Below are 20,653 nucleotides of genomic sequence, written 5' to 3' on the forward strand. Positions count from 1 at the left end.
GTCAGGAGACCGCGTCCTTTTCGCTGAGATCGGTTGCGGCGAAAGCAGATTCGAGAGAATCGTGCCGGAAGACGGAGGTGACCTGGTCGTCCACCACGCGGAAGGCCGTCGCGGTGGTCGAGGTCTGGCCGTCGAGCGTGGTCTGCTCCTCGACCACCACCACCCCGTGGTGCACGAACATCCGGCCCGGCGTCATGGTCAGCCCGGAGGTCGAGGCCCACTCGCGCAGGGTGGTCAGGCCCTGGCCGGCCCCGGTGTGGTCGCCGATCTCGACGTCGTCGCTGGACAGTGCCAGGAGAGTGTCGATGTCGGAGTCGTTGAGCGCGTCATGCCACGCGAGGACCGTGGCGATCTCGGAGGTACTCATGACGCTCACGCTAATCGGTTTCGGGCCGCCTGGTGGGGCAGGAAACGGGTTTATGCTGCTTGAGTGTCGACGCGGGACGTCGGCGCGTGCACGATCCGGAACGGGGCAGCCCGATGGTCGCGAATCGTCGAAGGCCGATCACCGTCGTCGCGTCGCTGATCGCGTCGATGGTGCTGATTCTCGCCGGATGCAGTTCGGGTGGATCGGGCACGAGCACCACGCCGGGCGTCAACGTAGGTGCCCACGGTGCCCCGGCCGCGTACCGGGAGCCGGTCAAGCTGTCGAGCAGGGACGGCGTGCTCGAGGTGCGACTGTCGGCGCACCAGGGCACAGTGGCCCTCGACACGACCTCGCGCCCGGTCTCCAACTTCCTGGTGTTCGCGTACGAGCTGATCCGTGGGACCGCCTCGGACGGGTCCACGAAAGGCGACGACCTCTATCCGGCACCCACACTGCGGGTCGATCCGGGCGAGCGGTTGATCGTGCACTACGACAACGACCTGCAGGGCCTGACGATCGCGGACTTCTACGACCCGGCCTTCACCCCCGCGGGCGGGGACGTGCCGGTCTACCCGCCGGCGCTCACGTCCGCGCCGCTCAACCTGCACACCCACGGGGTCCACGTGAGCCCGGACGGCAACGCCGACAACGTCCTGCTCGACATCCCCGCGGGCATGGGCAACGTCTACGACTACGCGGTGCCGACGGACATGCCGAATGGCATGTACTGGTATCACAGTCACCGGCACACGGTCACCGCACAGCAGACCTACCTGGGGCTCGCCGGTATGCTCGAGATCGGCCGGCCCGACGGCAACCTGCCGCTGGTGACGCGGAACGACGTCCCGATCCGAGACATGGCGCTGCAGTACAACTTCGTGTTCGACCGAAGGGGCGGCAGCCACCAGCTCAACGACCCGAGCTGGCCGCAGTACGTGAGTACCCTCGAGCCTCCGCAGGGCTCGCAGCTCGCCGACGGCACCTACACGCCGAGCCTGGCCCCCGTGAACTTCTCGCAGACGACGAAGGGTTCCCGGTACGTCACCAACTGGTATGCCGGACCGCTGTCGCCGGCAAACCACCGTGGAGAGAACCAGTTCGTGCCCGGCAACCTGCAGACCTTCGCCGGCGACACGACGACGGTACCCGCGGACCCGTCGCTGCCGGACAACGAGCGCGACGTGCAGTACACGATCAACGGGCAGTTCCAGCCGGAACTGAGACTGAAGCCGGGCCAGACTGAGATCTGGGTGCTGGCGAACATCAGCGACTTCGCATACATGCCGGTCCGGCTGACCGAGACGGCGACGGGCCGCCACCCGACGTTCGCGATCGTCGGGCAGGACGGCAACCCCTACACCCGGGTGGAGCGACCGGTCGGCGGCGACGGGACCAGGCTCGTCATCCCGCCGGCGTCGCGGTACGCGATCGCGGTGACGATGCCGAAGACCGGCGACCTCGTGCTCGACATGCCGCCGCTCGAAGGTGCGAAGCCCGTCACCAATCCCGGAGTGCTGTACACGAACAACGGTACCGAGCATCCGCCGGCCGTCCTGGGTACGGTGACCGTCGACCCGTCGGCGATCAGCTACGCCGACGGCTTCTTCACCTTCCCCACCCAGACCCTCCTGCATGTGACGCCCGACCGCGGTGAGGGACGGACCACGCCGTTCGAGCCGGGTCAGAACCTCGACGCCTTCACCTCTTTCGTGGACACCTCGGTGATGACGCCGGACGTGAAGCGCACGCTCACGGTCGCGGGCGGGTTCGGCAACGAGAAGGCCAGCAAGAGCGATCCCAAGGCCTTCACCTATCAGTTCGACGACAACACCTTCCCGAACATCCCGCTGATCCAGCCGCGGCTGAACTCCGTGGAGGAGTGGTCGATCACCAACCTCAACAACGACGAGCATCCGATGCACATCCACGTCAACGACTTCCAGGTGATGGACATCGTGGATCCGGTGGCCGGCACCAGGACCGGGGTGCAGCCGTGGGGAGTGGACAACATCAATGTTCCGGCACCGGTGACCGACGAGCACGAGAACCCGTTGGTCCCTGCCTCGTTGACGCTGCGGATGAAGTTCAGCGAGTACACCGGGACGTTCGTGATCCACTGCCACCGGCTCAACCACGAGGACAACGGGCTGATGGCGCTCGTCAACGTGATTCCCGAGGTCTCGACCTATGCGGTGGCGGTGCCGGGGTCGCCGGGCACTCCCGCGACCGTGCAGGTCCACGACGGCAACGGCGACAGGGTGATTGCCGCCGTGACGCCGTTCCCGTCCTTCGAGGGCACGCCGACGGCGGCGATGGCGGACGTGAACGGCGACGGGGTGCTCGACCTCGTAGTCGGCACGGGCCCCGGCGCGGCGCCGGAGGTCGTCGTCTACGACGGCGCCGACCGCGCCGACGGCTCGTTCAGCGCCGAGCTGTCCCGGTTCGCCCCGTTCGATACCGGTTTCCGCGGTGGACTGACCGTCGCCGGCGCCGGAATCGACGGAAACCCCTTGGCCGACAACATCGTCGTGGGCACCGGCCCGGGCGCCCCGTCGCAGGTCAAGGTGTTCTCCTCCGCCCTGCCCGCTGACAAGCACGCGGCGCCCGAGGTGTTCTCCACCTTCACGCCGTACCCCGGATCGACGTCCGGGGTCAGCGTCGCCACCGGCATGGTCGACGCCTCGTCCGGCCGGGCCAGCATCGTCACCGCCCCCGGCCGGGGCGAGGCTCCGAGCGTGAAGACGTTCCGTTACGACCTGTTCCAGCCGACCGCCGCGGCCGCGGCGAAGAGCGGGCACGGCGCGCACGGGGGAGCGGCGGAGCGCACCGTCGAGCCGAGGATGACCTCGGAGTTCCTGGCCTTCGACGAGAGCTATCGCGGCGGCGTCTCACTCTCGACGGGCTGGGTGGCCGGCGCGGAGGGCGGCGCGAAGAGCATCGTCACGGGGATGGCCGACGGCGCGGGCACGGTGCGAGTGTGGTCGAGCGGGTTGCGGCTGGACGGCGAGCCGGGGATGTACCTGTCGAGCCCGAATCATCATGCAGGCGAAGTGGATTTCCGGCAGATCGCCTCGTTCGAGCCGTTCGGGGGCGGCGGTGTGCAGGTGGCCACGACCAGTACGACGACGGGTGCGGACCTGCTCGTCAGCGGCAGGGATGCCGCGGGTGCCGAGGTGCGCAAGTTCGGGATGGGCCGAGCGGATCCGCAGGCGACGACGGTGGTGCCGTCGCTGCTGGGGACGTTGCCGCCGCTGCCCGCCGGCCCACTGCCGCTCGGTGGTCGGTAGCGCCGCGATCATCTGATCAGGGCACGTAGAACGTGGCGAATCCCGCGCGGAAGAACTTCGTTCGGCGCATGTATCCGATGCTGGTCGCGGGTCGTCCGGTTGTGCAGCAATCGAATCCGTGGTGGCTTCGCCCTGCGTCAGTCCTTCGATTGCGTTCGGACGACGGCCTGTTCGCCGCGCGGGCCGAACAGGTGCAAGATCTCCACGGAAGACCCGTTCGCGGGGCCGAACCAGTGCGGCTCGGTGGTGTCGAATTCGGCAATCTCGCCGGGCCGAAGGGTGAATTCCCGCTCTCCGAGGACGAGGCGCAGTTCGCCCGCGAGTACGTACAGCCACTCGTAACCGGTGTGAGAAACCAACTTCTGCTCACGGGGAGCGAGTATCTCCTTGAACACCTGCACCCGGCCCGGGTACTGGGTCAACGGCACGAGCGTGGTGCCGCGGCGTTTGTGGACGGGGGCGAGGTGGACCCGGGGGTCCCCGGTGGCGGGCGCGGCGATCAACTGATCGATCGCGACGCGATGTGCCCGTGCGAGCGGGATGAGCAGGTCGAGGGTGGGGCGACGGCGGCCGGACTCGAGCCGAGACAGTGCGCTCAGCGAGATGCCGGTGTCGGCCGACAGCGCCTCCAGGGTGAGGCCACGGTCCTTGCGCAGCCTGCGTAGTCGCGGGCCGATGTCTCCGAGTATCCGGTCCAGGTCGTCGTCCACCCCACCATTTTGCAGTCTTCGCAAATGTGCTGGGGGATCGACGGGGTCGGCCGTGAGCATTCGGTGGTGAACAACTACCGAAGGGACCGCCGATGACGAACCGGACCGCACTGCTCGCCCCGCGCCCCTCGAGCGCGCGCAGACGTCGGGCGGTGCTGGCCGTCTGCTGTTCGAGCATGTTCCTCGTCGGCATGGACACGACGATCGTCAACATTGCCTTGCCTGCGATCGGGTCGGACCTGCACATGGGAACGCTCGGGCTCGAATGGACCGTCGACGCGTACACGCTGGTGCTGGCCGGACTCCTGATCTCCTCGGGTGCACTGGCGGACCGATTCGGGCGTCGACGGGTGTTCCAGCTCGGATTGGTGGTGTTCGGGCTCGCCTCGCTGGCCTGCGGGCTCGCGCCCTCGACCGGCCCGCTGATCGCGGCCCGCGCCGTCCAGGGCGTGGGCGCCTCGATGCTCAGTCCGGTGGCCCTCGCGATCGTCGTGAACGTGATCACCGATCCGAAGGAGCGCGCGCGGGCGATCGGCGTGTGGGCATCGGCCTTCGGGCTCAGCATGGCCGCGGGACCCGTCGTGGGCGGCGCCCTCGTGGCGAGCCTCGGGTGGCGATCGGTGTTCTGGATCAACGCGCCGATCATCGTGGCGGCCCTCATTCTCAGTGCGGTGTTCGTGCCGGAGTCCCGGGCGCAACCAGCGCGGAAGCCGGACCTTCCTGGTCAGGTCCTGTTGGCGGTCATCGTCGGCGTTGCGGTCGCGGTGCTGATCGAGGGGCCGCGAATCGGATGGGCCTCCACGGCGGCGCTGATCGGGTACTGCTGCGTCGCCGCAGCGACGGTCGCCTTCGTCCGAATCGAATCCCGCCGGCCTGAGCCCCTGGTTGATCCGCGCCTCTTCCGGCGGCCTTCCTTCACTGCAGCGGTGGTGGGCGCGGTCGCGGTATTCGTCGCCCTCAACGCAACGCTGCTGATCAACACCCTCTACCTACAGCCTGCTCGCGGAATGACCCCGGTTGTCGCCGGGACGGCCACCCTTCCGCTGGCGCTCGGGGCGACGGTCTGCGCGCCCCTGTCGGGCCGCCTGGTCGGGCGCCTCGGGCCGCGGCCGCCACTGCTGCTGGCCGGCGGCTTCCTCGCCGCGGGCGGGCTTGTGCTCGTTCCACTCGACAGCGACACCGGGTTGTGGCACCTGCTGCTGGCGTACCTGCTCATCGGCATCGGGTTCGGCTTCGCCAACGCGCCGATCACCAACACCGCGGTCGGCGGACTGCCTTCCGATCGCGCGGGCGTCGCCGGCGCGATCACGTCCACCGCACGTCAGCTCGGCGCGGCCGTCGGGGTCGCGATCGCGGGCAGCATCGTCGCGGGTGCGACCGGGACGGATCTCGCGCAGGCGTCCCGTCCCGTCTGGGCGCTTGTCACCGCGTGCGGGCTCACGCTGTTCGTGGTCGCCCGGGCGTCGGGGCGGCCCGCCACGGAATTCTCGCCGCCGCACCGGCGGTGACGTGCGCTGCGGCTGTCGCCGTCGGCGGCGGGCCGGTTCCGCTCGGCGGTCGGTAGCGGCGACTTCGGCGATTTCGCGCAGGTCGAACAGCGGACGAAAAACCTCGGTACTCGGTGTTGCTAACTACCGGTACTCAGTGTTACTTTGTACCGGTAGTCATCAACACTGAGTACTGGGAGGAGGTTCGATGAGCAAGCAAGCGACCGAGATGCTCAAGGGAGTCCTCGAGGGCATCGTGCTGGCGATTCTGGCGGTGCGACCCGCCTACGGATACGAGATCACGGCCCGGCTGCGCGATCAGGGCTTCGCGGACATCGCGGAGGGCACCGTCTATGCCCTGCTCGTCAGGGTCGAGCAGCGTGACCTCGTCGACGTGGAGAAGGTTCCGTCGGAGAAGGGGCCGCCGCGCAAGGTGTACACCCTCAACGCGCGAGGACGAGATCAACTCAGCGAGTTCTGGAGGAACTGGAGCTTCCTCGCCGAACGAATCGAACACCTACACGAAGGAGAGAAGTGACCATGGGCGCCAAGTGGATCGAGACCCTCACCGGCTCGCTCGAGCAGAAGAAGCAGTTCAAGCGGGACAAGGCTCGCATCGAGGCCCTCCCCGAACCGTACGCGACCGCCGCGAAGGCGATTCAGCGGTACCTCACCTACTACGGCGGCGTCACCGACGGCGACACCCTCCTGACGATGTTCGGCGACTCCGCCGACCTCTGGGAGCGCGCCGCGGCCGACGGCACGCCGGTGCGGGCGATCGTCGGCGACGACCCGGTCGAGTTCGCCGAGACGTTCGCGCAGGCCTACACCGGCAAGCAGTGGATCGACAAGGAGCGCGCTCGCCTCACCAAGGCGATCGACGACGTCGAGCGGACAGAGCGGCGATGACCACCCCGGCGGCCATCCGGGTGCAGGGCGTCGAGAAGTCCTACGAGCAGCTCCACGTGCTGCGCGGCGTGGACTTCGAGGTCGAGCGGGGCAGCATCTTCGCCCTGCTCGGCTCGAACGGGGCCGGCAAGACCACCCTGGTGAAGATTCTGGCCACGTTGCTGAAGGCGGACGCCGGCACGGCGACGGTCGACGGCTTCGACGTCGCCGCGCAGGCGGCGAACGTTCGCGAATCCATCAGTCTCACAGGACAGTTCGCCGCGGTCGACGAGATACTCAGCGGCCGTGAGAATCTCGTGCTGGTTGCCAAACTCCGGCACCTGAGCAATCCGGGGGCGATCGCGGACGAGCTGCTCGCGCGCTTCTCGCTGACCGACGCCGGCAACCGGAAGGTCTCGACCTACTCGGGGGGTATGCGTCGGCGCCTCGACATTGCGATGAGCCTCATCGGGGACCCGCCCGTCATCTTCCTCGACGAACCGACGACGGGACTCGATCCCCAGGCGCGCAACGAGGTGTGGCAGGCGGTGCGGGACCTCGCCGAGAGCGGCACGACGGTGCTCCTGACGACGCAGTACCTGGAGGAGGCCGAGCAGCTCGCCGACCGGATCGCGATCCTGCACCAGGGCCGGATCATCGTCGACGGCACGCTCGCCGAACTCAAGGCACTGCTTCCGCCCGCGAAGGTGGAGTACGTCGAGAAGCAGCCGACCCTCGAGGAGGTCTTCCTCAGCATCGTCGGTGCCGACGCACTGGCGAGCGCCGACACCGCAGGCTCCGACCGAAAGGAACGATGATGACCACCCACGTCCTCGGCGACACCGCCGCCCTCACCGGGCGCTCCCTGCGCCACATCACCCGCAGTCCGGACACGATCATCACCACCGCGGTCACACCGGTCGCGATCATGCTGCTGTTCGTGTTCGTGTTCGGGGGCGCCATCGACACCGGCACGGAATCGTATGTGAGCTACCTGCTCCCCGGCATCCTGCTCATCACCATCGCATCGGGTGTCGCGTACACCTCCGTGCGGCTGTTCAACGACCTGCAGGGCGGCATCGTCGAACGGTTCCAGTCGATGCCGATCGCCCGATCGTCGGTGCTGTGGTCGCACGTGCTGACCTCGCTGGTCGCCAACGTGTCGGCGGTCGTGATCGTCGTCGGCGTCGCCATCCTCATGGGGTTCCGTTCGGGGGCGAACGTGCTCGAATGGGGTGCGGTCGCCGGCATCCTGATCCTGTTCACGCTGGCGCTGACCTGGCTCGCCGTGATCGCCGGTCTCTCGGCGAACTCGGTGGACGGCGCGGGCGCGTTCGCCTACCCGCTCATCTTCCTGCCGTTCGTCAGCTCCGCGTTCGTCCCCACGGAGTCCATGCCCGGACCGGTGCGCGCCTTCGCCGACAACCAGCCCGTGACGTCGATCGTGAACGCGATCCGCGACCTGCTCGCGAGTCAGCCGGTCGACTCCGACATCTGGGTCGCACTCGGCTGGTGCGTCGGCATCCTTGTCGCCTCGTACGCTGCCGCGAACGTGATCTACCGACGAAAGTTCGCCTAGCCCAACGATGTCTCACCGGTCGACGGCGTACCGCCCGGCGAGCTCGGCGCCGATCCGCGCCAGCTCGCCGCGCACCGCCTCCGGTTCGAGGACCTCCACCGCCGCGCCCCAGCCGGCGAGGTTGCGGGCGATGTCCAGCGGGGTCGGCGCGGCGAGGCGGACCCGGGCTCGGGCGCCATCGACCTCGCCGTCGGCGTGGCAGTGCCTGCCGAAGTGGTCGCGCAGGATCGGCACGAACCGCGCCTCGATGAGCACGGTGGCCCAGGTGCGTGAGCGTCTCTCCTCCATCTTCCCGACCACCTCGTCCCAGGCTGCGGCAAGCTCGAAATCGTCGGGGCGGTCGGCGGATTCATCGGTCGTCTCGACCTCCGCGATCCGGTCCACGCGGAAGGTGGGCCGACCGCGTTCGGTCCCGGCGATCAGGTACCAGGTGTCGTCCTTGTCGACCAGGCCCCACGGGTCGACTAGCCGATCGCTGCGTTCCCTCGCGCCGCTGACGTAGCCGATCCGCACCTTCCGCCGCCGGACCACGGCCGTCTGCAACAGGTCCACCATCGCGGGCCGGTCGCGCTCGCGCTCGCCCCACCGGGTGGGGTCGATCATGGTGGCCTCGGCGGCGGCCTCCGCCTCGGCCCGGAAGGTCTGCGGCAGTGCCCGCACCAGTTTGCGCAGCGCGGCCTTGGCCTCGCCCGACACGGCAGCCGCAGGGCCGACCAGCAGGAACAGTGCCCGCGCCTCGGTGGCCGACAGGCCCGACAGATCGGTGCGGGCGCCGCCTACGAGCGACCATCCGCCGCCGCGGCCGGCCTGCGGTAGACCGGAATGCCGGCAGTGGACAACGCCTCCAGGTCACGGCGGGCTGTGGCGACCGACACCTCGAGCTCGCCGGCCAGTTCGGCGGCCGTGACCCGGCCTCGGGCCTGCATGAGCAGGAGGGTGGCCACGAGCCGGTCTGCACGCATGATCCTCATCTTCCCCGGAAAAGTGCTCAGTTGGTGAGCACTTTGATCGGCAGGATTGTTGTTGTCACCAACCGAACGAGGGAAGGAACCACCGATGTTGCGAGGACTCACCACCGTCAGCTTCTTCGCCGACGACGTCGCGGCCGCTCAGGCCTGGTACACCGAGGTGCTCGGCACCGAGGCGTACTTCGCCCACGAGGTCGACGGCCACACCGCGTATGTCGAGTTCCGCATCGGCGACTTCCAGCACGAGCTCGGCATCGTCGACGGCCGGTTCGCGCCGCACGGTCGTCCGGGGCAGCCCGCCGGTCCGGTCACCTACTGGCACGTGGACGACGTCGACGCCGGCTTCGAGCGGCTCCTGTCTCTCGGCGCCACCGTGCACGAGAAGCCGGTCGAACGCGGCCCCGGATTCGTCACCGCCTCCGTCGTCGATCCGTTCGGCAACATCCTCGGCGTGATGTACAACCAGCACTACCTGGAGGTTCTCGCCGCGGCCAGGCCGTGATCGAGCTCAGTGTGAGTCGTTGCGGCGAAACACCGTTGCCCGCACCAACTTCGACAGGTTCCCGTCGTCGAAGCGGCTGATCCTGGAGTGGATCGCGACGGTGAGGAAGCCTCAGGCCCGGCAGCGCCGGATCGATCCGACGATCGCGCTCGCGAACGAGAACCTCCGGGCCGACCGCCCCGGCGTACGCGGCGGGCGCTGATCGCCGAGGGGTGCGCCTCAGTGGTCGGGCACGACCGTGCCGGTGACGGCGTTGACGTTCACGTCGTAGTCCCAGCCCTGGGTGTTGCGGATGTGGACGTGCCAGACCGTCTTTCCGTCGTGCTGATTCATCTCGGAGGAGACGACCGTGCCGCCGGGGACGGTCGCGACGGCGGTCTGCTCGGCCTGCTCCTTGGTGACCTGCCCCGCGGCGTTCGGTGCGGCGGGGGACGTCGAGGATTCTCCGTGGCCGTCCTGGTTGTCGGGTACGACCGCGCCGGTGGCGGCGTCGACGTTCACGTCGTAGTCCCAGCCCTGGGTGTTGCGGATGTGGACGTGCCACACGGGTTTTCCGTCGTGCTGGACGAGTTCGGACGAGGCGACCGTGCCGCCGGGGACGGTCGCGACGGCGGTCTGCTCCGCCTGCTCCTTGGTGACAGCGTGCATCGACGCGCTACCCGTGGGCATCGACATCGAGGGGGCGGCGGCGCTCACAGAAGTGGTGGGGGTGGTGTTATTGCCGCTCGAGCCGCATCCCGCCAGCAGCAACGCCGATGCCGCGGCAAGGGGGATCAGGCTCGCACATCGCACACTTCTCGTGGTCATCGTGAGTCCTCGATCCCATCGAAGGCGTGAACCTGCCTGCCAGAGTACGGCAGGGGTGGCTCGCCGGGAGGGGCATTGCGGTCGGGTCCGTCCTGGTCCCGGCCGGTAGCGAGGTCCTCGCACTGCACCCTGGTCGGCATCTCGCCGTGGCGTCGCAGGTACTCGCGCGCTCCCGTCTCGCCTGCTGCCGCGCCGGCCATCGGCTCCCAGTGCCGCCTGGCCGCGACGACCGGATGGCCGGGTCGGCCGCCGTAGAAGGCGCGCGCCAGTCCGTTCGGGGAGTCGGCCGCGGCCAACAGCACGCGGGCCACGACATCGCTGCCGACGTCCGGCAGGTCGACCAGGTGAATGACCGCACAGCGCGCGTCGGCGTGGTCGGCGGCGGCGCGCAACCCCGCACGCAGGGATTCGCCCACGCCGTCGGCCCATCGGTGCGCGTGCACGGCCTCGGCCCCGGGGGGAAGGGGTGTCTCGGCGGCGCCCAGCACCACCAGTACGTGTCCACAGCCGCCGCCCAAGAGCGCTTCGACGGCGGATCGCAGCCAGAGTCCCTCGTGAGCAAGCACTTTGGGCGACCCGTACCGACTGCCGGAGCCGGCGGCGAGGAGCAGCCCGAGCGCCTCGCGCCGGCGCACGGCCGCCGCCGGTCGCCGGTCGCCGTTCGATTCGGCGACCTGTTGCGGAATCTCGCGCATCGGAGGTGTCCGTTCGCTCGTGGTCCGGCGTTCTCTGCGGTGTCGTCTCAGGGCAGGGTCCAGAACTGCCTCGTCACCAGGTAGAAGACGAGGACCCAGAGCGTCATGGCCCCGGCGACGACGGCGATCCCCCGCAGGTTCGTCCTTGGCTCCGGCGCGTCCGGCGGCGGTCGCAGCCAGCGTCCCAGCATCCGGTTCACGTAGTGCGGCATGGTCACGAAGGTCATGATGAAGCTGGACAACAGGTTTCCGACGAGCAGGCCGAGCCAGAGCGGCATTCCGATCGGGGACAGCGCGAGGGTGAGCAGCACGACGGTGGGGTAGAGGCCGACCCAGACGGCGACGGAGGTCTTGACGTCAGACGGTGGCGGCGCCTCGGCGCCCTTCTCGTCGAACGCGAACCAGCTGCCGAAGGAGTTGTCGACGGTCCGCGAGGTGAACTCGTGGAACCTCTCGCCCTCGGCGAGGAGTTGCCGTCGCTTCGCCGAGGTGAGCCAGGTGAAGAGGTTCGCAGCGTTGTCGTACCGGTAGAGGGCGGTCCAGTCGTCCTGAACGCCCTCGATGGGACGGAAGAGTTCACTGCCGCGAAATCCCTCGAATCGGCGCTCTGCCAACTGCATACGGTTCTGCCAGTCGAGGAAGTCGTCGATGCACTCCGCGCCCACACGATGGGTCACGACGACCGTCACCAGTTGGTCGTTCGGTCGTGAGCCGCCGGTGATCACCTGCTGGGTCGCGGGGCCGTCGAGGTACCGCTGTCCCTTGTCGAGCCAGTCCTGGCGGGTGGCGCTGTTGATCCACGCCTGGACGTTGGCGACGGAATCGAAGCGGTAGACCACCACCCAGTCGGGTTGCACGGCGGTGGGTGCGGCGATCTGGGCCCCGAGGAATCCGGCGTACCGCGAGGCAGCGGCGTTGATCTCCTCCTGCCAGGCGGTGAACGCCGCCTCGAACCCGGGACGCACCCGCTGCCCGATGATGACGGTCGCGGTGTCGCGGATGGGTTCCTCGGCATCCATCGGGCCCTCCTACCGTCGCTCCGGCAGATCGCCTGGCCGTGATTCGACCAGACGGCGGTAGATGCGTTCGGGGGTCAGCGGCAGGGCGCGGTAACGCAGCCCGGTCGCGTTCTCGAGGGCGTTGGCGAGCGCGGGTGCCACCGGGTTGATGCAGCACTCCGCCATGCCCTTTGCGCCCATCGGCCCGACCGAGTCCGACGAGCCGACCAGGAGCACCTCGGTGCGGGGGATGTCGGCGTAGGTGGGAATCCGGTAGTTACGCAGGTTCGGGTTGAGCATCACCCCGGCAGCGTCCACGTGGAAGTTCTCGGTCAATGCGAAGCCGATGCCCTGCGCCACGCCGCCTTCGATCTGTCCTCGCACCTGCGCCGGGTTGATGACGACGCCCGCGTCGGTCGCCTGCACGCTGCGGAGGATGCGGATCTCGCCGGTGACCCGGTGCACGGCGATCCGGAAGCCGTGGGTGTTGGACACCACGCTGCGGGGCGACCCGTAGGCCTTGCGCGCGGCGGTGAACCGGATGCCGCGGGCACGGGCGGCATCGACGAGATCGGACAGCGTCACGCTGGTGCCGCCACAGCGCACCCGGTCGTCGTCCATCGAACACGCCGCGGCATCGAACCCGGTGTGCGCGGCGGCGAATGCCAGGATGCGGTCGCGCAGTGCCGTCGTCGCGTGCAGCACGGCATTGCCGGCGACGGACAGACCCGCGCTGGCGAAGGCACCGGTGTCGAATCCCGTTCGGTCGGTGTCGGATTGCACGAGCCGAACCCGCGACGGCGTGGTGCCGAGAACGGCGGCCGCGATCTGCACGTGCGCGGTGGAGGTGCCCTCGCCGAACTCGACCGTGCCGACGGCGATCTCGTAGGTACCGTCGTCTCCGAGGGTGGCCCATGCTTCGGAGACGTGTTCGGTCGGGGGCGCGGTTTCGTGCAGCGAACTGGCGGAGCCGGTCCCGACCAGCCAGTCGTCGCCAGGGGGCGGCACGGAGCCGTCCCGCCGCAGGGCCTCGTCGACGAGATCGATGCACCGCGCGAGGCCGTCCTCGGCGAACACGACGTCGTCGGGACCGTCGTCGAAGGCGACGAGCGAATCGCCGGGTCGCACGATGTTGCGGCGGCGCAGTTCGAGCGGGTCCATGCCGAGGGTGACCGCCAGCTCGTGCATGGCGGACTCGACGGCGAACGCGGGCTGGGTCATGCCGTAGCCGCGCAGCGCGCCGCTGGGCACGTTGTTGGTGTACACCGAGTACGCGTCGTACTTCTTGTTGGCGCAGCGGTAGAGCATGACGGCGGCACCGCCCGCGAACAGCGTTTCGCCGCCGTGGTTTCCGTAGGCGCCGGTGTTCGAGACGTTGCGCACCTGGACGGCGGTCAGGGTGCCGTCGGCCCGGGCACCGAGCCTGACCGTGAGCGTCATCGGGTGCCGCGGCGAGGCCGTCGTGAACTCCTCCTCCCGGGTGTACTCCAGGCAGGCCGGGCGCCCGGTGTCCAATGTCGCAAGGGCGACCAGGTCCTCGGCGATCACCTCCTGCTTGCCGCCGAAGCCGCCGCCGACCCGCTTGCAGAACACCCGCAGCTGATCGGGACGCAGGTCGAACAGGTGCGCCAGCTTGACCTTCGCGATCGAGGGAGACTGCGAGCTGGTCCGCACGTTCAGGCGGCCGTTCTCCATCCAGGCGATGGACCCGTGGGTCTCGAGGTGCGCGTGCTGCACGCGCGGCGAGAAGTAGGTGCCCTCGTGGATCACGTCGGCCTGCGCGAACCCGGCCTCGACGTCGCCGACGTGCCCGTGCAGCTCGAGCAGGATGTTGTGCACCGGATCCCGCACGAACGGGTCGTCCGAGCCGTGCAGCGAAGGGGCGCCGTCGGTCATCGCTTCCTCGGGATCGAACACCGCCGGCAACGGCTCGTACTCGACCACCACTCGGCGGCAGCCCTCCTCCGCGGCCCCGACCGTCTCGGCCAGGACCGCGACGACGCGCTGCCCGACGAAACGGACCGTGTCGTCGAGGATGTAGGTGTCGTCGGGGTCGACGAGGTGGTCGGTGTGGATCGCGGTGGTGAACGGCTTGCGCGGTACGTCCTGCCAGGTGTAGACGCGGTGCACGCCGGGCACCGCGAGCGCGGCCGTCTTGTCGATCGAGACGATGCGGGCATGGGCGTGCGTGGAGTGCAGCACCTTCAGATGCAGCATGCCCTCGATCGCGGTGTCCATCGTGAACTCGGCGCGGCCGGTCACCACGGCGGTGGCGGCCGGCGCGCCGACGCTGGTTCCGACGGCCCCGCCCGGGGGCGCGTCCTCGATCCCGGTCACCCCGTTCACGGCGTCCTCGACGGCACGGTAGCCGGTACAGCGGCACAGGTTGCCCTTGAGCGCGCGGGGCAGATCGTCGCGCTGCGCGTCGGTGAACGTCGCCGCCGTCATGATCATGCCCGCGGTGCAGAAGCCGCACTGGAACCCAGGGGAATCGCGGAACTGTCGCTGCACCGGGTGCAAGTTCTCGGGGGAGCCGAGGCCTTCGATCGTGGTCACCTCGCGGCCGTCCGCGCGGAACGCGGGCGTGATGCAGCTGTGCACCGGGTTGCCGTCGAGCCATACCGTGCAGGCACCGCAGTCGCCTGCGTCGCAACCCTTCTTGACACCGTGGTGGCCCAGCTCGCGCACGAACGTCCGCAGGCACTGGCCGGGGTCCGGCTCCTCGTCGAATGTCCGGCCGTTCACGCGGTAAGCCATGGCCGTTCTCCCTACCCGAGTTCGACGCGGATCTCTTCGGCGAAATGCGTCGCCAGGTGATGCCGGTGCTCGGGGCTGCCGTTCGGGTCGTCGAACCACACGTCGTCGGGCAGTGCGTCGATGCGGCCGCGCAGCGTCTCGGCGTCGGGCGAGGTGGCGAACGACAGGCGGACGGGGCGGGTGGTGCCCGCGGTGACGGTGAGCGTCAGGTCGCCGGTGCCGGGCGTCCGTGTGCCGACGACGAACATCGTGGACCGTCCCAGGCGGGTCAGCGTGAAGCGGCGGTGGGTGTGGCACTTGCGCAGTGCATCGACGGGAATGTCGATGTGCCGCAGGATCTCGCCCGGGGCGAGGATGTTCTCGTGGTCGCCGGTGACGAAGTCGGCAGCGTCGACGGTACGTTGCGACCCGTCGGTCGCCCACAGGGTGTAGGTGGCCTCCAGCGCGACCGTCATCGTGATCATCGGGCCCGCGGGCAGCGCCATGCAGATGTTGCCGCCCACCGTCGCCGAGTTCCACACCTTGAACGACGACAGGAAGGCCTCGCAGCTCGTCGTCAGCAGCGGGGCGGCGAGCCAATCGCTGTGCGGGGCAAGCTCGTACAGCTCTCGAATCGTGCAGGTCGCGCCGATCCGCAGGCCGGCCTCGCTGGGCACCAGCGCGTCCCAGCCGAGGGCGGTGAGGTCGACGAGGCGGCGCAGGGAGGGCTGCGGGACGGAGAACAGCCAGGTTCCGCCGGCCAGCCAGGCGTCTCCGTCTCGCCACTGCACGCCCGGGCGGTCGAGTGGCCGCCGCACGACATCGGTGATGGTGTTGAGATCCATGGGACCGCTCCCGTCAGGGAATGTGTCGTGCCAAAGATATCGGACCGGCTCGGCCTGAGGTCGGGGTTTCACGGTATGCACGCTCCGGCGCACCGTCGGTTGTTCGGGTCCCGGGGCTTGCGGATATGATGGGCGCGCTTTGTACGCCTCCTTAGCTCAGTGGTAGAGCACTCGCCTTGTAAGCGAAAGGTCGTCAGTTCAATCCTGACAGGGGGCTCCACGGGGCCGACCAGCGCAGACGCGGCCGGCCCGGGCGGTCGCGGAGCCGGACGGACCGTCCGGTGCGGTCGCTCAGCGCATGGCGGGCAGGCCGAATCCCTTGACCGCGGCGGCGAGTAGGCCCACGGCCAGGACGACACCTGCGGTGAGTCGAATCGCGGCGGACTTGGCGCGAGTGGTCGAGGTCAGCGTCACGGTAGCTATCTCCTTGGTCGCTCGGTTCGGATGGCCGGACTCGACTGATCGCGCTGTTGGAGGGGAGGGGTCGGGGGGTCGGTGCCGGCTCCGGATCAGGTGGTGGAACCCGACTGTAGCCACCGTCACCGCGATTGGCTACCAAAGGACCAGTTGGTATTCATCGACTCGGGCGGACCTGCGAATCCCTCCCTGAAGGGGCGGCCCGGCACACTCTCAGTTACCCAGTTCATCGGGTGGGGATCGGCAGTCGAAAGCCCCCGACCGACGGGAGTCGGGCGGGGGCTTTCGGGGGAAATCAGGTCAGCACTTGCCTTCGACGCCGGCGGTGACGCCGCGCTGGAAGTCGGCCTTGTCCTTCTCGGACTTCGCGTCCCAGTCCGGAGCCGTCTTCGCGAGATTGACGAACTCCTCGCCGATGGCCTGCGGCGAGTTGGCGCCGTCGGTCAGTCCGGAAGCCTGCAGCGTCTTGACGTAGTTCAAGACGCCGTTGCACGTGTCGAGGTAGGTGTCGCCGGTGGATGCGACCTCCGACGCGGCACCCAGCGCGGTGGCGTCGGAGGTCGGGGCGGCGCTCGTCGCCGCGGACGTGGACTCGGAATCGGACCCGCAACCGGCGGCGAACAGGGAGACGGTGGCGAGGGCCACGACAGCAAGCGTGATGCGTTTCATGCGGGTATCTGTATCAGACGAACCGGGCGCGGTCGGCACCGGTGCGAACAGTTGACGCTCCGGGGGCAAATCGATCGCCTGGACTGTTGCTATCCGGTGGGTCGAGGACGACCGTGGAAGGAGTAATCCCACGTGGGGCTGCCCCACGTCGAGGTCGCCCCGGCAATCGACTCGACGAGCTACGGAGGAGTCATGCTCGGACTCGCAATTGGCCTGGCAGGCGCAGCGGCAGCGATCGGTCTCGGGTTGCTCGGGGCCGGTGTCGGCATCCTGCTCAGCGACGCATCGGCCAAGCATCACATTCGTCCACTCGAGCGCTGATCCGCCATGGCGGATCGGTCCACCGTTCCCGGCCGGCGGATCGACTCCGATCGGGAGGAAAGGAAGACTCGAGCACCGTCTGTGGCGCAGCATCCGTTCGAATGGCTGCGATCCCACGCCAGCCGCCGTCGCGGCGTTCGAGGTGAGCGACCGGTTCCGGTCGGCGCGAACGATGTGCTCGAACGCCTCGCGACGTTGCCCGTGAGCGTGTGGAGCTATCGATTCGACCACGACTCGGTGCGGCACATGGGCCCGATGGCGCAGGACTTCGCCGCGACGTTCGGTCTCGGCTCCTCGGATCGGACCATCGCTCTGGTCGACGCCAACGGCGTCTGCATGGCCAGCATCCAGGCGCTGCATCGCAGGCTGGTCGAGGTCGAGGCGGAATTGGCACGGCTTCGTGGCGGGCAGCCGGAGGAGGGAGGTTCCTCGCGATAGGTCGAGCCGTCGCGCCGCCGTCGATCGGGCGCTATCGTTCGGTGCGGAAGCAGACGCCCGGCTGAGGAGTGCGATGCCTGCCATCACCCTGGACGCCCCCGACGGTCCGCTCGGTGCGGTTCTCGAATCACCCTCCGGCAGCGGGCCGTTCCCCGGCGTGGTGGTCGTGCACGACATGCTGGGCCTGAGTGTGGACATCCGGAACATCGCTCGCAGCATCGCCGATCACGGCTACCTCGCACTCGCCCCCGACCTCTACTCGCGTGGCGGCCGGGTGCGTTGCGTGCCACGGGTGTTCCGCGAGTTGATCGGTCGCCGCGGCCGGGCCGTCGAAGACCTGCTCGCCGCGCGCGAGCGCCTCGTCGCCGACGAGCGCTGCACGGGCACCGTGGCGGTGGTCGGATTCTGCATGGGCGGTGGCTTCGCGCTGGTGATGGCGCCCAAGGGGTTCGACGTCTCGGCGCCGTTCTACGGTGTGCTGCCGCGGCAGCTCGACGAGGCCCTCGGCGGGGCCTGCCCGATCGTCGCGAGCTTCGGCACCCGCGACCCCTTCCTCCGCGGCGCCGGCGCCAAGCTGTCGGGCGCGCTGGACAGGCTCGACGTCCCGCACGACGTGAAGACGTATTCCGGTGTCGGTCACAGCTTCGCGAATCACCTGCCGGCGCCGGAACCTCTGCTGCGGATCACCGGTTTCGCCTACGGACCCGAGCAGTCCGAGGACGCGTGGCGGCGGGTGTTCGCGTTCCTCGAGACCCACCTGCACGCGCCGGGCGCCGAAGGCTCGCCGTAGCGAGGACGACGAGTAGCCGGTGCCGGTCCGCCGGCGTCGCCGCCAACACCGACGGAGGGTACTGCCGTGACGGTCATCGACATTCCTGCCGGATCGCTGTTCGGCGTCGGCAACCTGCCGTACGGCGTGTTCTCGACCGCCGATGCGTCCCCGAGGGTTGGTGTGCGGGTGGGTGATTCGGTGGTTGATCTGTCCGTCGCGCTCGGCGATCCGGTGTTCGCGCTGCCGATCCTCAACTCCTTCATGGCGCAGGGCCGGGCTCGCTGGATCGAGGTGCGTCAGCAGGTCGCCGATCTGGTCACGCGCGACATCGCCGATGCCGCCGTTCATCCGATCGATGCGGTGACGATGCACCTGCCCGTCGGGGTCGCCGACTACGTGGACTTCTACGCGTCGGAGCACCACGCCACCAACCTGGGCCGGCTCTTTCGTCCGGGCACCCCGCCGTTGATGCCGAACTGGAAGCATCTGCCGGTCGGCTACCACGGGCGGTCGAGCACCGTCGTGGTGTCCGGCACGGACATCGTCCGTCCCTGCGGACAGCGCAAGAGCCCGGAGCGCGACGCCCCCGACTTCGGTCCCACGCGCCGCCTCGACATCGAGGCCGAGATGGGCTTCATCGTCGGTGTGCCGTCGACGATGGGCGAGTCGGTGAGCCCGGACCAGTTCGCGGAGCATGTGTTCGGCGCCGTGGTGGTCAACGACTGGTCGGCGCGGGACATCCAGAGCTGGGAGTACGTGCCGCTGGGCCCCTTCCTCGGGAAGTCGTTCGCCACTTCCATCTCGCCGTGGGTGGTGCCGATGCTCGCCCTCGAGGCGGCTCGGGTCGACACCCCGGTACAGGATCCGAAGCCGCTGCCGTACCTGCGGGGCGAGCAGCGTTGGGGCCTCGACATCGACATGGCCGTCGAGTGGAACGGCCATGTCGTGTCGCGTCCGCCCTATGCCCAGATGTACTGGTCGCCGGCTCAGATGTTGGCCCATATCACCATCAACGGCGCGGCGGCGAGTACCGGTGACCTGTTCGCATCCGGGACGGTGTCGGGTCCTGCCGTGGACCAGCGCGGTGCGTTCATCGAAATGTCCTGGGGTGGTGCGGAACCCATCGCGGTCGGCGACGAGTCCCGCACCTTCCTCGAAGACGGCGACGAGATTCTGATCTCGGCGACGGCTCCCGGGGCCGACGGCGCCAGAATCGGATTCGGCGAGGTTCGCGGGCGCATCCTGCCCGCCACGCAGGCGCTCAGATGAGCGCCCTCTTTCGCGGGCGCTGGCGCCGCGGTTACGAGTGTCGAGCCGGTCCGCCGGAAATCGGTCCTGAGGAGCGGCAGGTCAGTACTCGGCGCCGTTGCTCCGGCCGCCCTTGAGCCACCGGCCGGGCAGTCGTCCGGCCAACTCGCCGAGCGGGCCGACGGCCGAACTGAGCACGCCGACGGTCTCGCGGAGCAGTTCGATGCTGTCGCCCATCTTCTCCAGGTTGGGTGCGAGCGCGGCGAGCGTCTCCGACAACGAGACGATCTGATCGAGGGGCCCGCCCTCGACGATGATCCGTTCGAGCGCGCCGTCCTCGGCGAGCAGCGTCTCCAGGATGCCGCCCTCCTCGAGCGCCCGGTCGATCAGGCCACCCTCCTTGGTGAGCGTCTCGAGCGGACCGGCGGTGGCGGTGAGCCGTTCGAGCGGACCGTCCTCGGCGGTGATCCGGTCGAGCAGACCGCCGCGGGCGAGCAGTCGCTCGATCGGGCCGTCCTCGTCGAGCAGTCGGTCCACCGGTCCGCCGGTGGCCAGGACGCGCTCGAGCGGCCCGCCTGGCTCGATGATCCGCTCGAGGGTGCCGCCGGGTGCGGTCAGGCGGTCGACTACGCCGCCGGGCTCGAGCAGCCGGTCGAGCGGTCCGCCCGGTCGCATCGCCTGACCGAGCGGGCGCTCGTCCGAGGCCAGCTCGGCGACCTGTTGCAGCAGTTTCAGCGGACCGGACGGGTTGGCCGTGGCGAGCCCACCGAGACTCGCCGCGCCCGGTCCCGTCGAGGCGGCGAGCAGGACGCGGGCGGCGCCGAGGGCGGTTTCGGCAACTCCCAACGCCGAATCGGTGAGCGCGAGGCCGGCCCGCGCAGGGAGTGTGACCATCGCCACCAGGTTCATGGGGTAACTG

Annotated in this window: 22 protein-coding genes, 1 tRNA gene and 1 pseudogene; 13 read left to right on the top strand and 11 right to left on the bottom strand. The window is 69.1% G+C overall.

The features are described from left to right. Position 1: 1 nt before the first annotated feature. On the bottom strand, positions 2-367 hold the full coding sequence (locus tag ACFXGJ_RS05070; RefSeq protein ID WP_378425661.1) for a nuclear transport factor 2 family protein: 366 nt from the start codon (positions 365-367) through the stop codon (positions 2-4). A 113-nt stretch (positions 368-480) separates the two neighbouring features. On the opposite strand from ACFXGJ_RS05070, the gene ACFXGJ_RS05075 reads away from it, so the two are divergent. Then, positions 481-3,654: a multicopper oxidase domain-containing protein gene (locus ACFXGJ_RS05075; RefSeq protein WP_378617184.1), complete on the top strand. Its 3,174-nt coding sequence runs from the start codon at positions 481-483 to the stop codon at positions 3,652-3,654. A gap of 137 nt (positions 3,655-3,791) precedes the next feature. On the opposite strand, the gene ACFXGJ_RS05080 is transcribed toward ACFXGJ_RS05075, so the two are convergent. Beyond that, entirely contained in the window at positions 3,792-4,364 is a 573-nt protein-coding gene (locus ACFXGJ_RS05080) for a helix-turn-helix domain-containing protein (RefSeq protein WP_378617126.1), read from the bottom strand. A 92-nt stretch (positions 4,365-4,456) separates the two neighbouring features. On the opposite strand from ACFXGJ_RS05080, the gene ACFXGJ_RS05085 reads away from it, so the two are divergent. The 5 genes from ACFXGJ_RS05085 (at position 4,457) to ACFXGJ_RS05105 (ending at position 8,318) form a co-directional block, all read left to right on the top strand. Continuing rightward, entirely contained in the window at positions 4,457-5,872 is a 1,416-nt protein-coding gene (locus ACFXGJ_RS05085) for an MFS transporter (protein WP_378617129.1), read from the top strand. Positions 5,873-6,059: 187 nt separating this feature from the next. Next, on the top strand, positions 6,060-6,389 hold the full coding sequence (locus tag ACFXGJ_RS05090) for a PadR family transcriptional regulator (protein ID WP_378617131.1): 330 nt from the start codon (positions 6,060-6,062) through the stop codon (positions 6,387-6,389). A 2-nt stretch (positions 6,390-6,391) separates the two neighbouring features. Continuing rightward, the gene (locus ACFXGJ_RS05095; protein WP_378617133.1) at positions 6,392-6,760 is read left to right on the top strand and encodes a DUF1048 domain-containing protein; all 369 of its coding nucleotides are present in this window, start codon (positions 6,392-6,394) and stop codon (positions 6,758-6,760) included. After that, positions 6,757-7,557 carry an ABC transporter ATP-binding protein gene (locus ACFXGJ_RS05100; protein ID WP_378617135.1) on the top strand — a complete coding sequence of 267 codons (801 nt, stop codon included), beginning with the start codon at positions 6,757-6,759 and terminating at the stop codon, positions 7,555-7,557. Before ACFXGJ_RS05095 ends, ACFXGJ_RS05100 begins: the two co-directional genes overlap by 4 nt. Continuing rightward, positions 7,557-8,318: an ABC transporter permease gene (locus ACFXGJ_RS05105; protein WP_378617137.1), complete on the top strand. Its 762-nt coding sequence runs from the start codon at positions 7,557-7,559 to the stop codon at positions 8,316-8,318. The genes ACFXGJ_RS05100 and ACFXGJ_RS05105 overlap by 1 nt, the downstream gene beginning before the upstream one ends. Positions 8,319-8,330: 12 nt before the next feature. Here ACFXGJ_RS05105 and ACFXGJ_RS05110 read toward each other — a convergent pair. Next, a pseudogene (locus ACFXGJ_RS05110) lies at positions 8,331-9,280 on the bottom strand (helix-turn-helix transcriptional regulator). 94 nt (positions 9,281-9,374) lie between these two features. Here ACFXGJ_RS05110 and ACFXGJ_RS05115 point away from each other — a divergent pair. Both ACFXGJ_RS05115 and ACFXGJ_RS05120 read left to right on the top strand, forming a co-directional pair. Next, on the top strand, positions 9,375-9,788 hold the full coding sequence (locus ACFXGJ_RS05115) for a VOC family protein (protein WP_378617138.1): 414 nt from the start codon (positions 9,375-9,377) through the stop codon (positions 9,786-9,788). A gap of 19 nt (positions 9,789-9,807) precedes the next feature. After that, positions 9,808-9,990 (top strand): YdeI/OmpD-associated family protein, encoded by a 183-nt coding sequence (locus tag ACFXGJ_RS05120; RefSeq protein ID WP_378617140.1) that lies wholly within the window; start codon positions 9,808-9,810, stop codon positions 9,988-9,990. A gap of 17 nt (positions 9,991-10,007) precedes the next feature. On the opposite strand, the gene ACFXGJ_RS05125 is transcribed toward ACFXGJ_RS05120, so the two are convergent. From ACFXGJ_RS05125 to ACFXGJ_RS05145, 5 genes are read right to left on the bottom strand one after another with little or no spacing between them, the layout of a single operon-like run. Beyond that, positions 10,008-10,595 (bottom strand): PepSY domain-containing protein, encoded by a 588-nt coding sequence (locus ACFXGJ_RS05125; RefSeq protein ID WP_378617142.1) that lies wholly within the window; start codon positions 10,593-10,595, stop codon positions 10,008-10,010. After that, complete coding sequence (locus ACFXGJ_RS05130; protein ID WP_378617144.1) at positions 10,592-11,290, bottom strand: NTP transferase domain-containing protein; 699 nt, start codon at positions 11,288-11,290, stop codon at positions 10,592-10,594. Before ACFXGJ_RS05130 ends, ACFXGJ_RS05125 begins: the two co-directional genes overlap by 4 nt. A 47-nt stretch (positions 11,291-11,337) precedes the next feature. Continuing rightward, positions 11,338-12,309 carry an antibiotic biosynthesis monooxygenase gene (locus ACFXGJ_RS05135; RefSeq protein ID WP_378617146.1) on the bottom strand — a complete coding sequence of 324 codons (972 nt, stop codon included), beginning with the start codon at positions 12,307-12,309 and terminating at the stop codon, positions 11,338-11,340. Positions 12,310-12,318: 9 nt separating this feature from the next. After that, complete coding sequence (locus tag ACFXGJ_RS05140) at positions 12,319-15,045, bottom strand: molybdopterin-dependent oxidoreductase (RefSeq protein WP_378617148.1); 2,727 nt, start codon at positions 15,043-15,045, stop codon at positions 12,319-12,321. Positions 15,046-15,056: 11 nt separating this feature from the next. Next, positions 15,057-15,869 carry an FAD binding domain-containing protein gene (locus ACFXGJ_RS05145; RefSeq protein ID WP_378617150.1) on the bottom strand — a complete coding sequence of 271 codons (813 nt, stop codon included), beginning with the start codon at positions 15,867-15,869 and terminating at the stop codon, positions 15,057-15,059. A gap of 145 nt (positions 15,870-16,014) precedes the next feature. Between ACFXGJ_RS05145 and ACFXGJ_RS05150 the strand changes: the two genes are divergently transcribed. Beyond that, positions 16,015-16,089: transfer RNA gene (locus tag ACFXGJ_RS05150), tRNA-Thr, on the top strand. A gap of 71 nt (positions 16,090-16,160) precedes the next feature. Here ACFXGJ_RS05150 and ACFXGJ_RS05155 read toward each other — a convergent pair. Together ACFXGJ_RS05155 and ACFXGJ_RS05160 are read right to left on the bottom strand one after the other, a co-directional pair. Further along, positions 16,161-16,283 carry a hypothetical protein gene (locus tag ACFXGJ_RS05155; protein ID WP_378617152.1) on the bottom strand — a complete coding sequence of 41 codons (123 nt, stop codon included), beginning with the start codon at positions 16,281-16,283 and terminating at the stop codon, positions 16,161-16,163. Positions 16,284-16,586: 303 nt separating this feature from the next. Further along, positions 16,587-16,955: a hypothetical protein gene (locus ACFXGJ_RS05160; protein ID WP_378617154.1), complete on the bottom strand. Its 369-nt coding sequence runs from the start codon at positions 16,953-16,955 to the stop codon at positions 16,587-16,589. Between the two features lie 132 nt (positions 16,956-17,087). On the opposite strand from ACFXGJ_RS05160, the gene ACFXGJ_RS05165 reads away from it, so the two are divergent. The 4 genes from ACFXGJ_RS05165 to fahA all read left to right on the top strand — a co-directional run bounded on the left by ACFXGJ_RS05165 (position 17,088) and on the right by fahA (position 19,755). Then, the gene (locus ACFXGJ_RS05165) at positions 17,088-17,276 is read left to right on the top strand and encodes a hypothetical protein (protein WP_378617156.1); all 189 of its coding nucleotides are present in this window, start codon (positions 17,088-17,090) and stop codon (positions 17,274-17,276) included. A gap of 174 nt (positions 17,277-17,450) precedes the next feature. Beyond that, complete coding sequence (locus tag ACFXGJ_RS05170; protein ID WP_378617158.1) at positions 17,451-17,714, top strand: hypothetical protein; 264 nt, start codon at positions 17,451-17,453, stop codon at positions 17,712-17,714. A gap of 73 nt (positions 17,715-17,787) precedes the next feature. Beyond that, complete coding sequence (locus tag ACFXGJ_RS05175) at positions 17,788-18,504, top strand: dienelactone hydrolase family protein (RefSeq protein ID WP_378617160.1); 717 nt, start codon at positions 17,788-17,790, stop codon at positions 18,502-18,504. 66 nt (positions 18,505-18,570) lie between these two features. Then, a complete protein-coding gene (gene fahA, locus ACFXGJ_RS05180) occupies positions 18,571-19,755 on the top strand; it encodes a fumarylacetoacetase (RefSeq protein WP_378617162.1) in 1,185 nt (394 codons plus the stop codon). Between the two features lie 81 nt (positions 19,756-19,836). Here the strand turns inward: fahA and ACFXGJ_RS05185 are convergent, their stop codons facing one another. Next, entirely contained in the window at positions 19,837-20,643 is an 807-nt protein-coding gene (locus ACFXGJ_RS05185; RefSeq protein WP_378617164.1) for an ABC transporter, read from the bottom strand. Positions 20,644-20,653 lie beyond the last annotated feature (10 nt).

It is taken from the genome of Rhodococcus sp. NPDC059234, from assembly GCF_042754225.1.
In the GTDB taxonomy this organism is placed as follows: domain Bacteria; phylum Actinomycetota; class Actinomycetes; order Mycobacteriales; family Mycobacteriaceae; genus Rhodococcus_G.

Bases quoted from the DNA above. Each gene is read 5' to 3' on its own strand.
- ACFXGJ_RS05085 (WP_378617129.1), top strand. From the start codon at position 4,457: ATGACGAACCGGACCGCACTGCTCGCCCCGCGCCCCTCGAGCGCGCGC.
- ACFXGJ_RS05175 (WP_378617160.1), top strand. From the start codon at position 17,788: ATGCCTGCCATCACCCTGGACGCCCCCGACGGTCCGCTCGGTGCGGTT.
- ACFXGJ_RS05145 (WP_378617150.1), bottom strand. From the start codon at position 15,869: ATGGATCTCAACACCATCACCGATGTCGTGCGGCGGCCACTCGACCGC.
- ACFXGJ_RS05075 (WP_378617184.1), top strand. From the start codon at position 481: ATGGTCGCGAATCGTCGAAGGCCGATCACCGTCGTCGCGTCGCTGATC.
- ACFXGJ_RS05130 (WP_378617144.1), bottom strand. From the start codon at position 11,290: ATGCGCGAGATTCCGCAACAGGTCGCCGAATCGAACGGCGACCGGCGA.
- ACFXGJ_RS05185 (WP_378617164.1), bottom strand. From the start codon at position 20,643: ATGAACCTGGTGGCGATGGTCACACTCCCTGCGCGGGCCGGCCTCGCG.
- ACFXGJ_RS05135 (WP_378617146.1), bottom strand. From the start codon at position 12,309: ATGGATGCCGAGGAACCCATCCGCGACACCGCGACCGTCATCATCGGG.
- ACFXGJ_RS05125 (WP_378617142.1), bottom strand. From the start codon at position 10,595: ATGACCACGAGAAGTGTGCGATGTGCGAGCCTGATCCCCCTTGCCGCG.
- ACFXGJ_RS05140 (WP_378617148.1), bottom strand. From the start codon at position 15,045: ATGGCTTACCGCGTGAACGGCCGGACATTCGACGAGGAGCCGGACCCC.
- ACFXGJ_RS05070 (WP_378425661.1), bottom strand. From the start codon at position 367: ATGAGTACCTCCGAGATCGCCACGGTCCTCGCGTGGCATGACGCGCTC.
- ACFXGJ_RS05105 (WP_378617137.1), top strand. From the start codon at position 7,557: ATGACCACCCACGTCCTCGGCGACACCGCCGCCCTCACCGGGCGCTCC.
- ACFXGJ_RS05160 (WP_378617154.1), bottom strand. From the start codon at position 16,955: ATGAAACGCATCACGCTTGCTGTCGTGGCCCTCGCCACCGTCTCCCTG.
- ACFXGJ_RS05100 (WP_378617135.1), top strand. From the start codon at position 6,757: ATGACCACCCCGGCGGCCATCCGGGTGCAGGGCGTCGAGAAGTCCTAC.
- ACFXGJ_RS05115 (WP_378617138.1), top strand. From the start codon at position 9,375: ATGTTGCGAGGACTCACCACCGTCAGCTTCTTCGCCGACGACGTCGCG.
- ACFXGJ_RS05095 (WP_378617133.1), top strand. From the start codon at position 6,392: ATGGGCGCCAAGTGGATCGAGACCCTCACCGGCTCGCTCGAGCAGAAG.
- ACFXGJ_RS05090 (WP_378617131.1), top strand. From the start codon at position 6,060: ATGAGCAAGCAAGCGACCGAGATGCTCAAGGGAGTCCTCGAGGGCATC.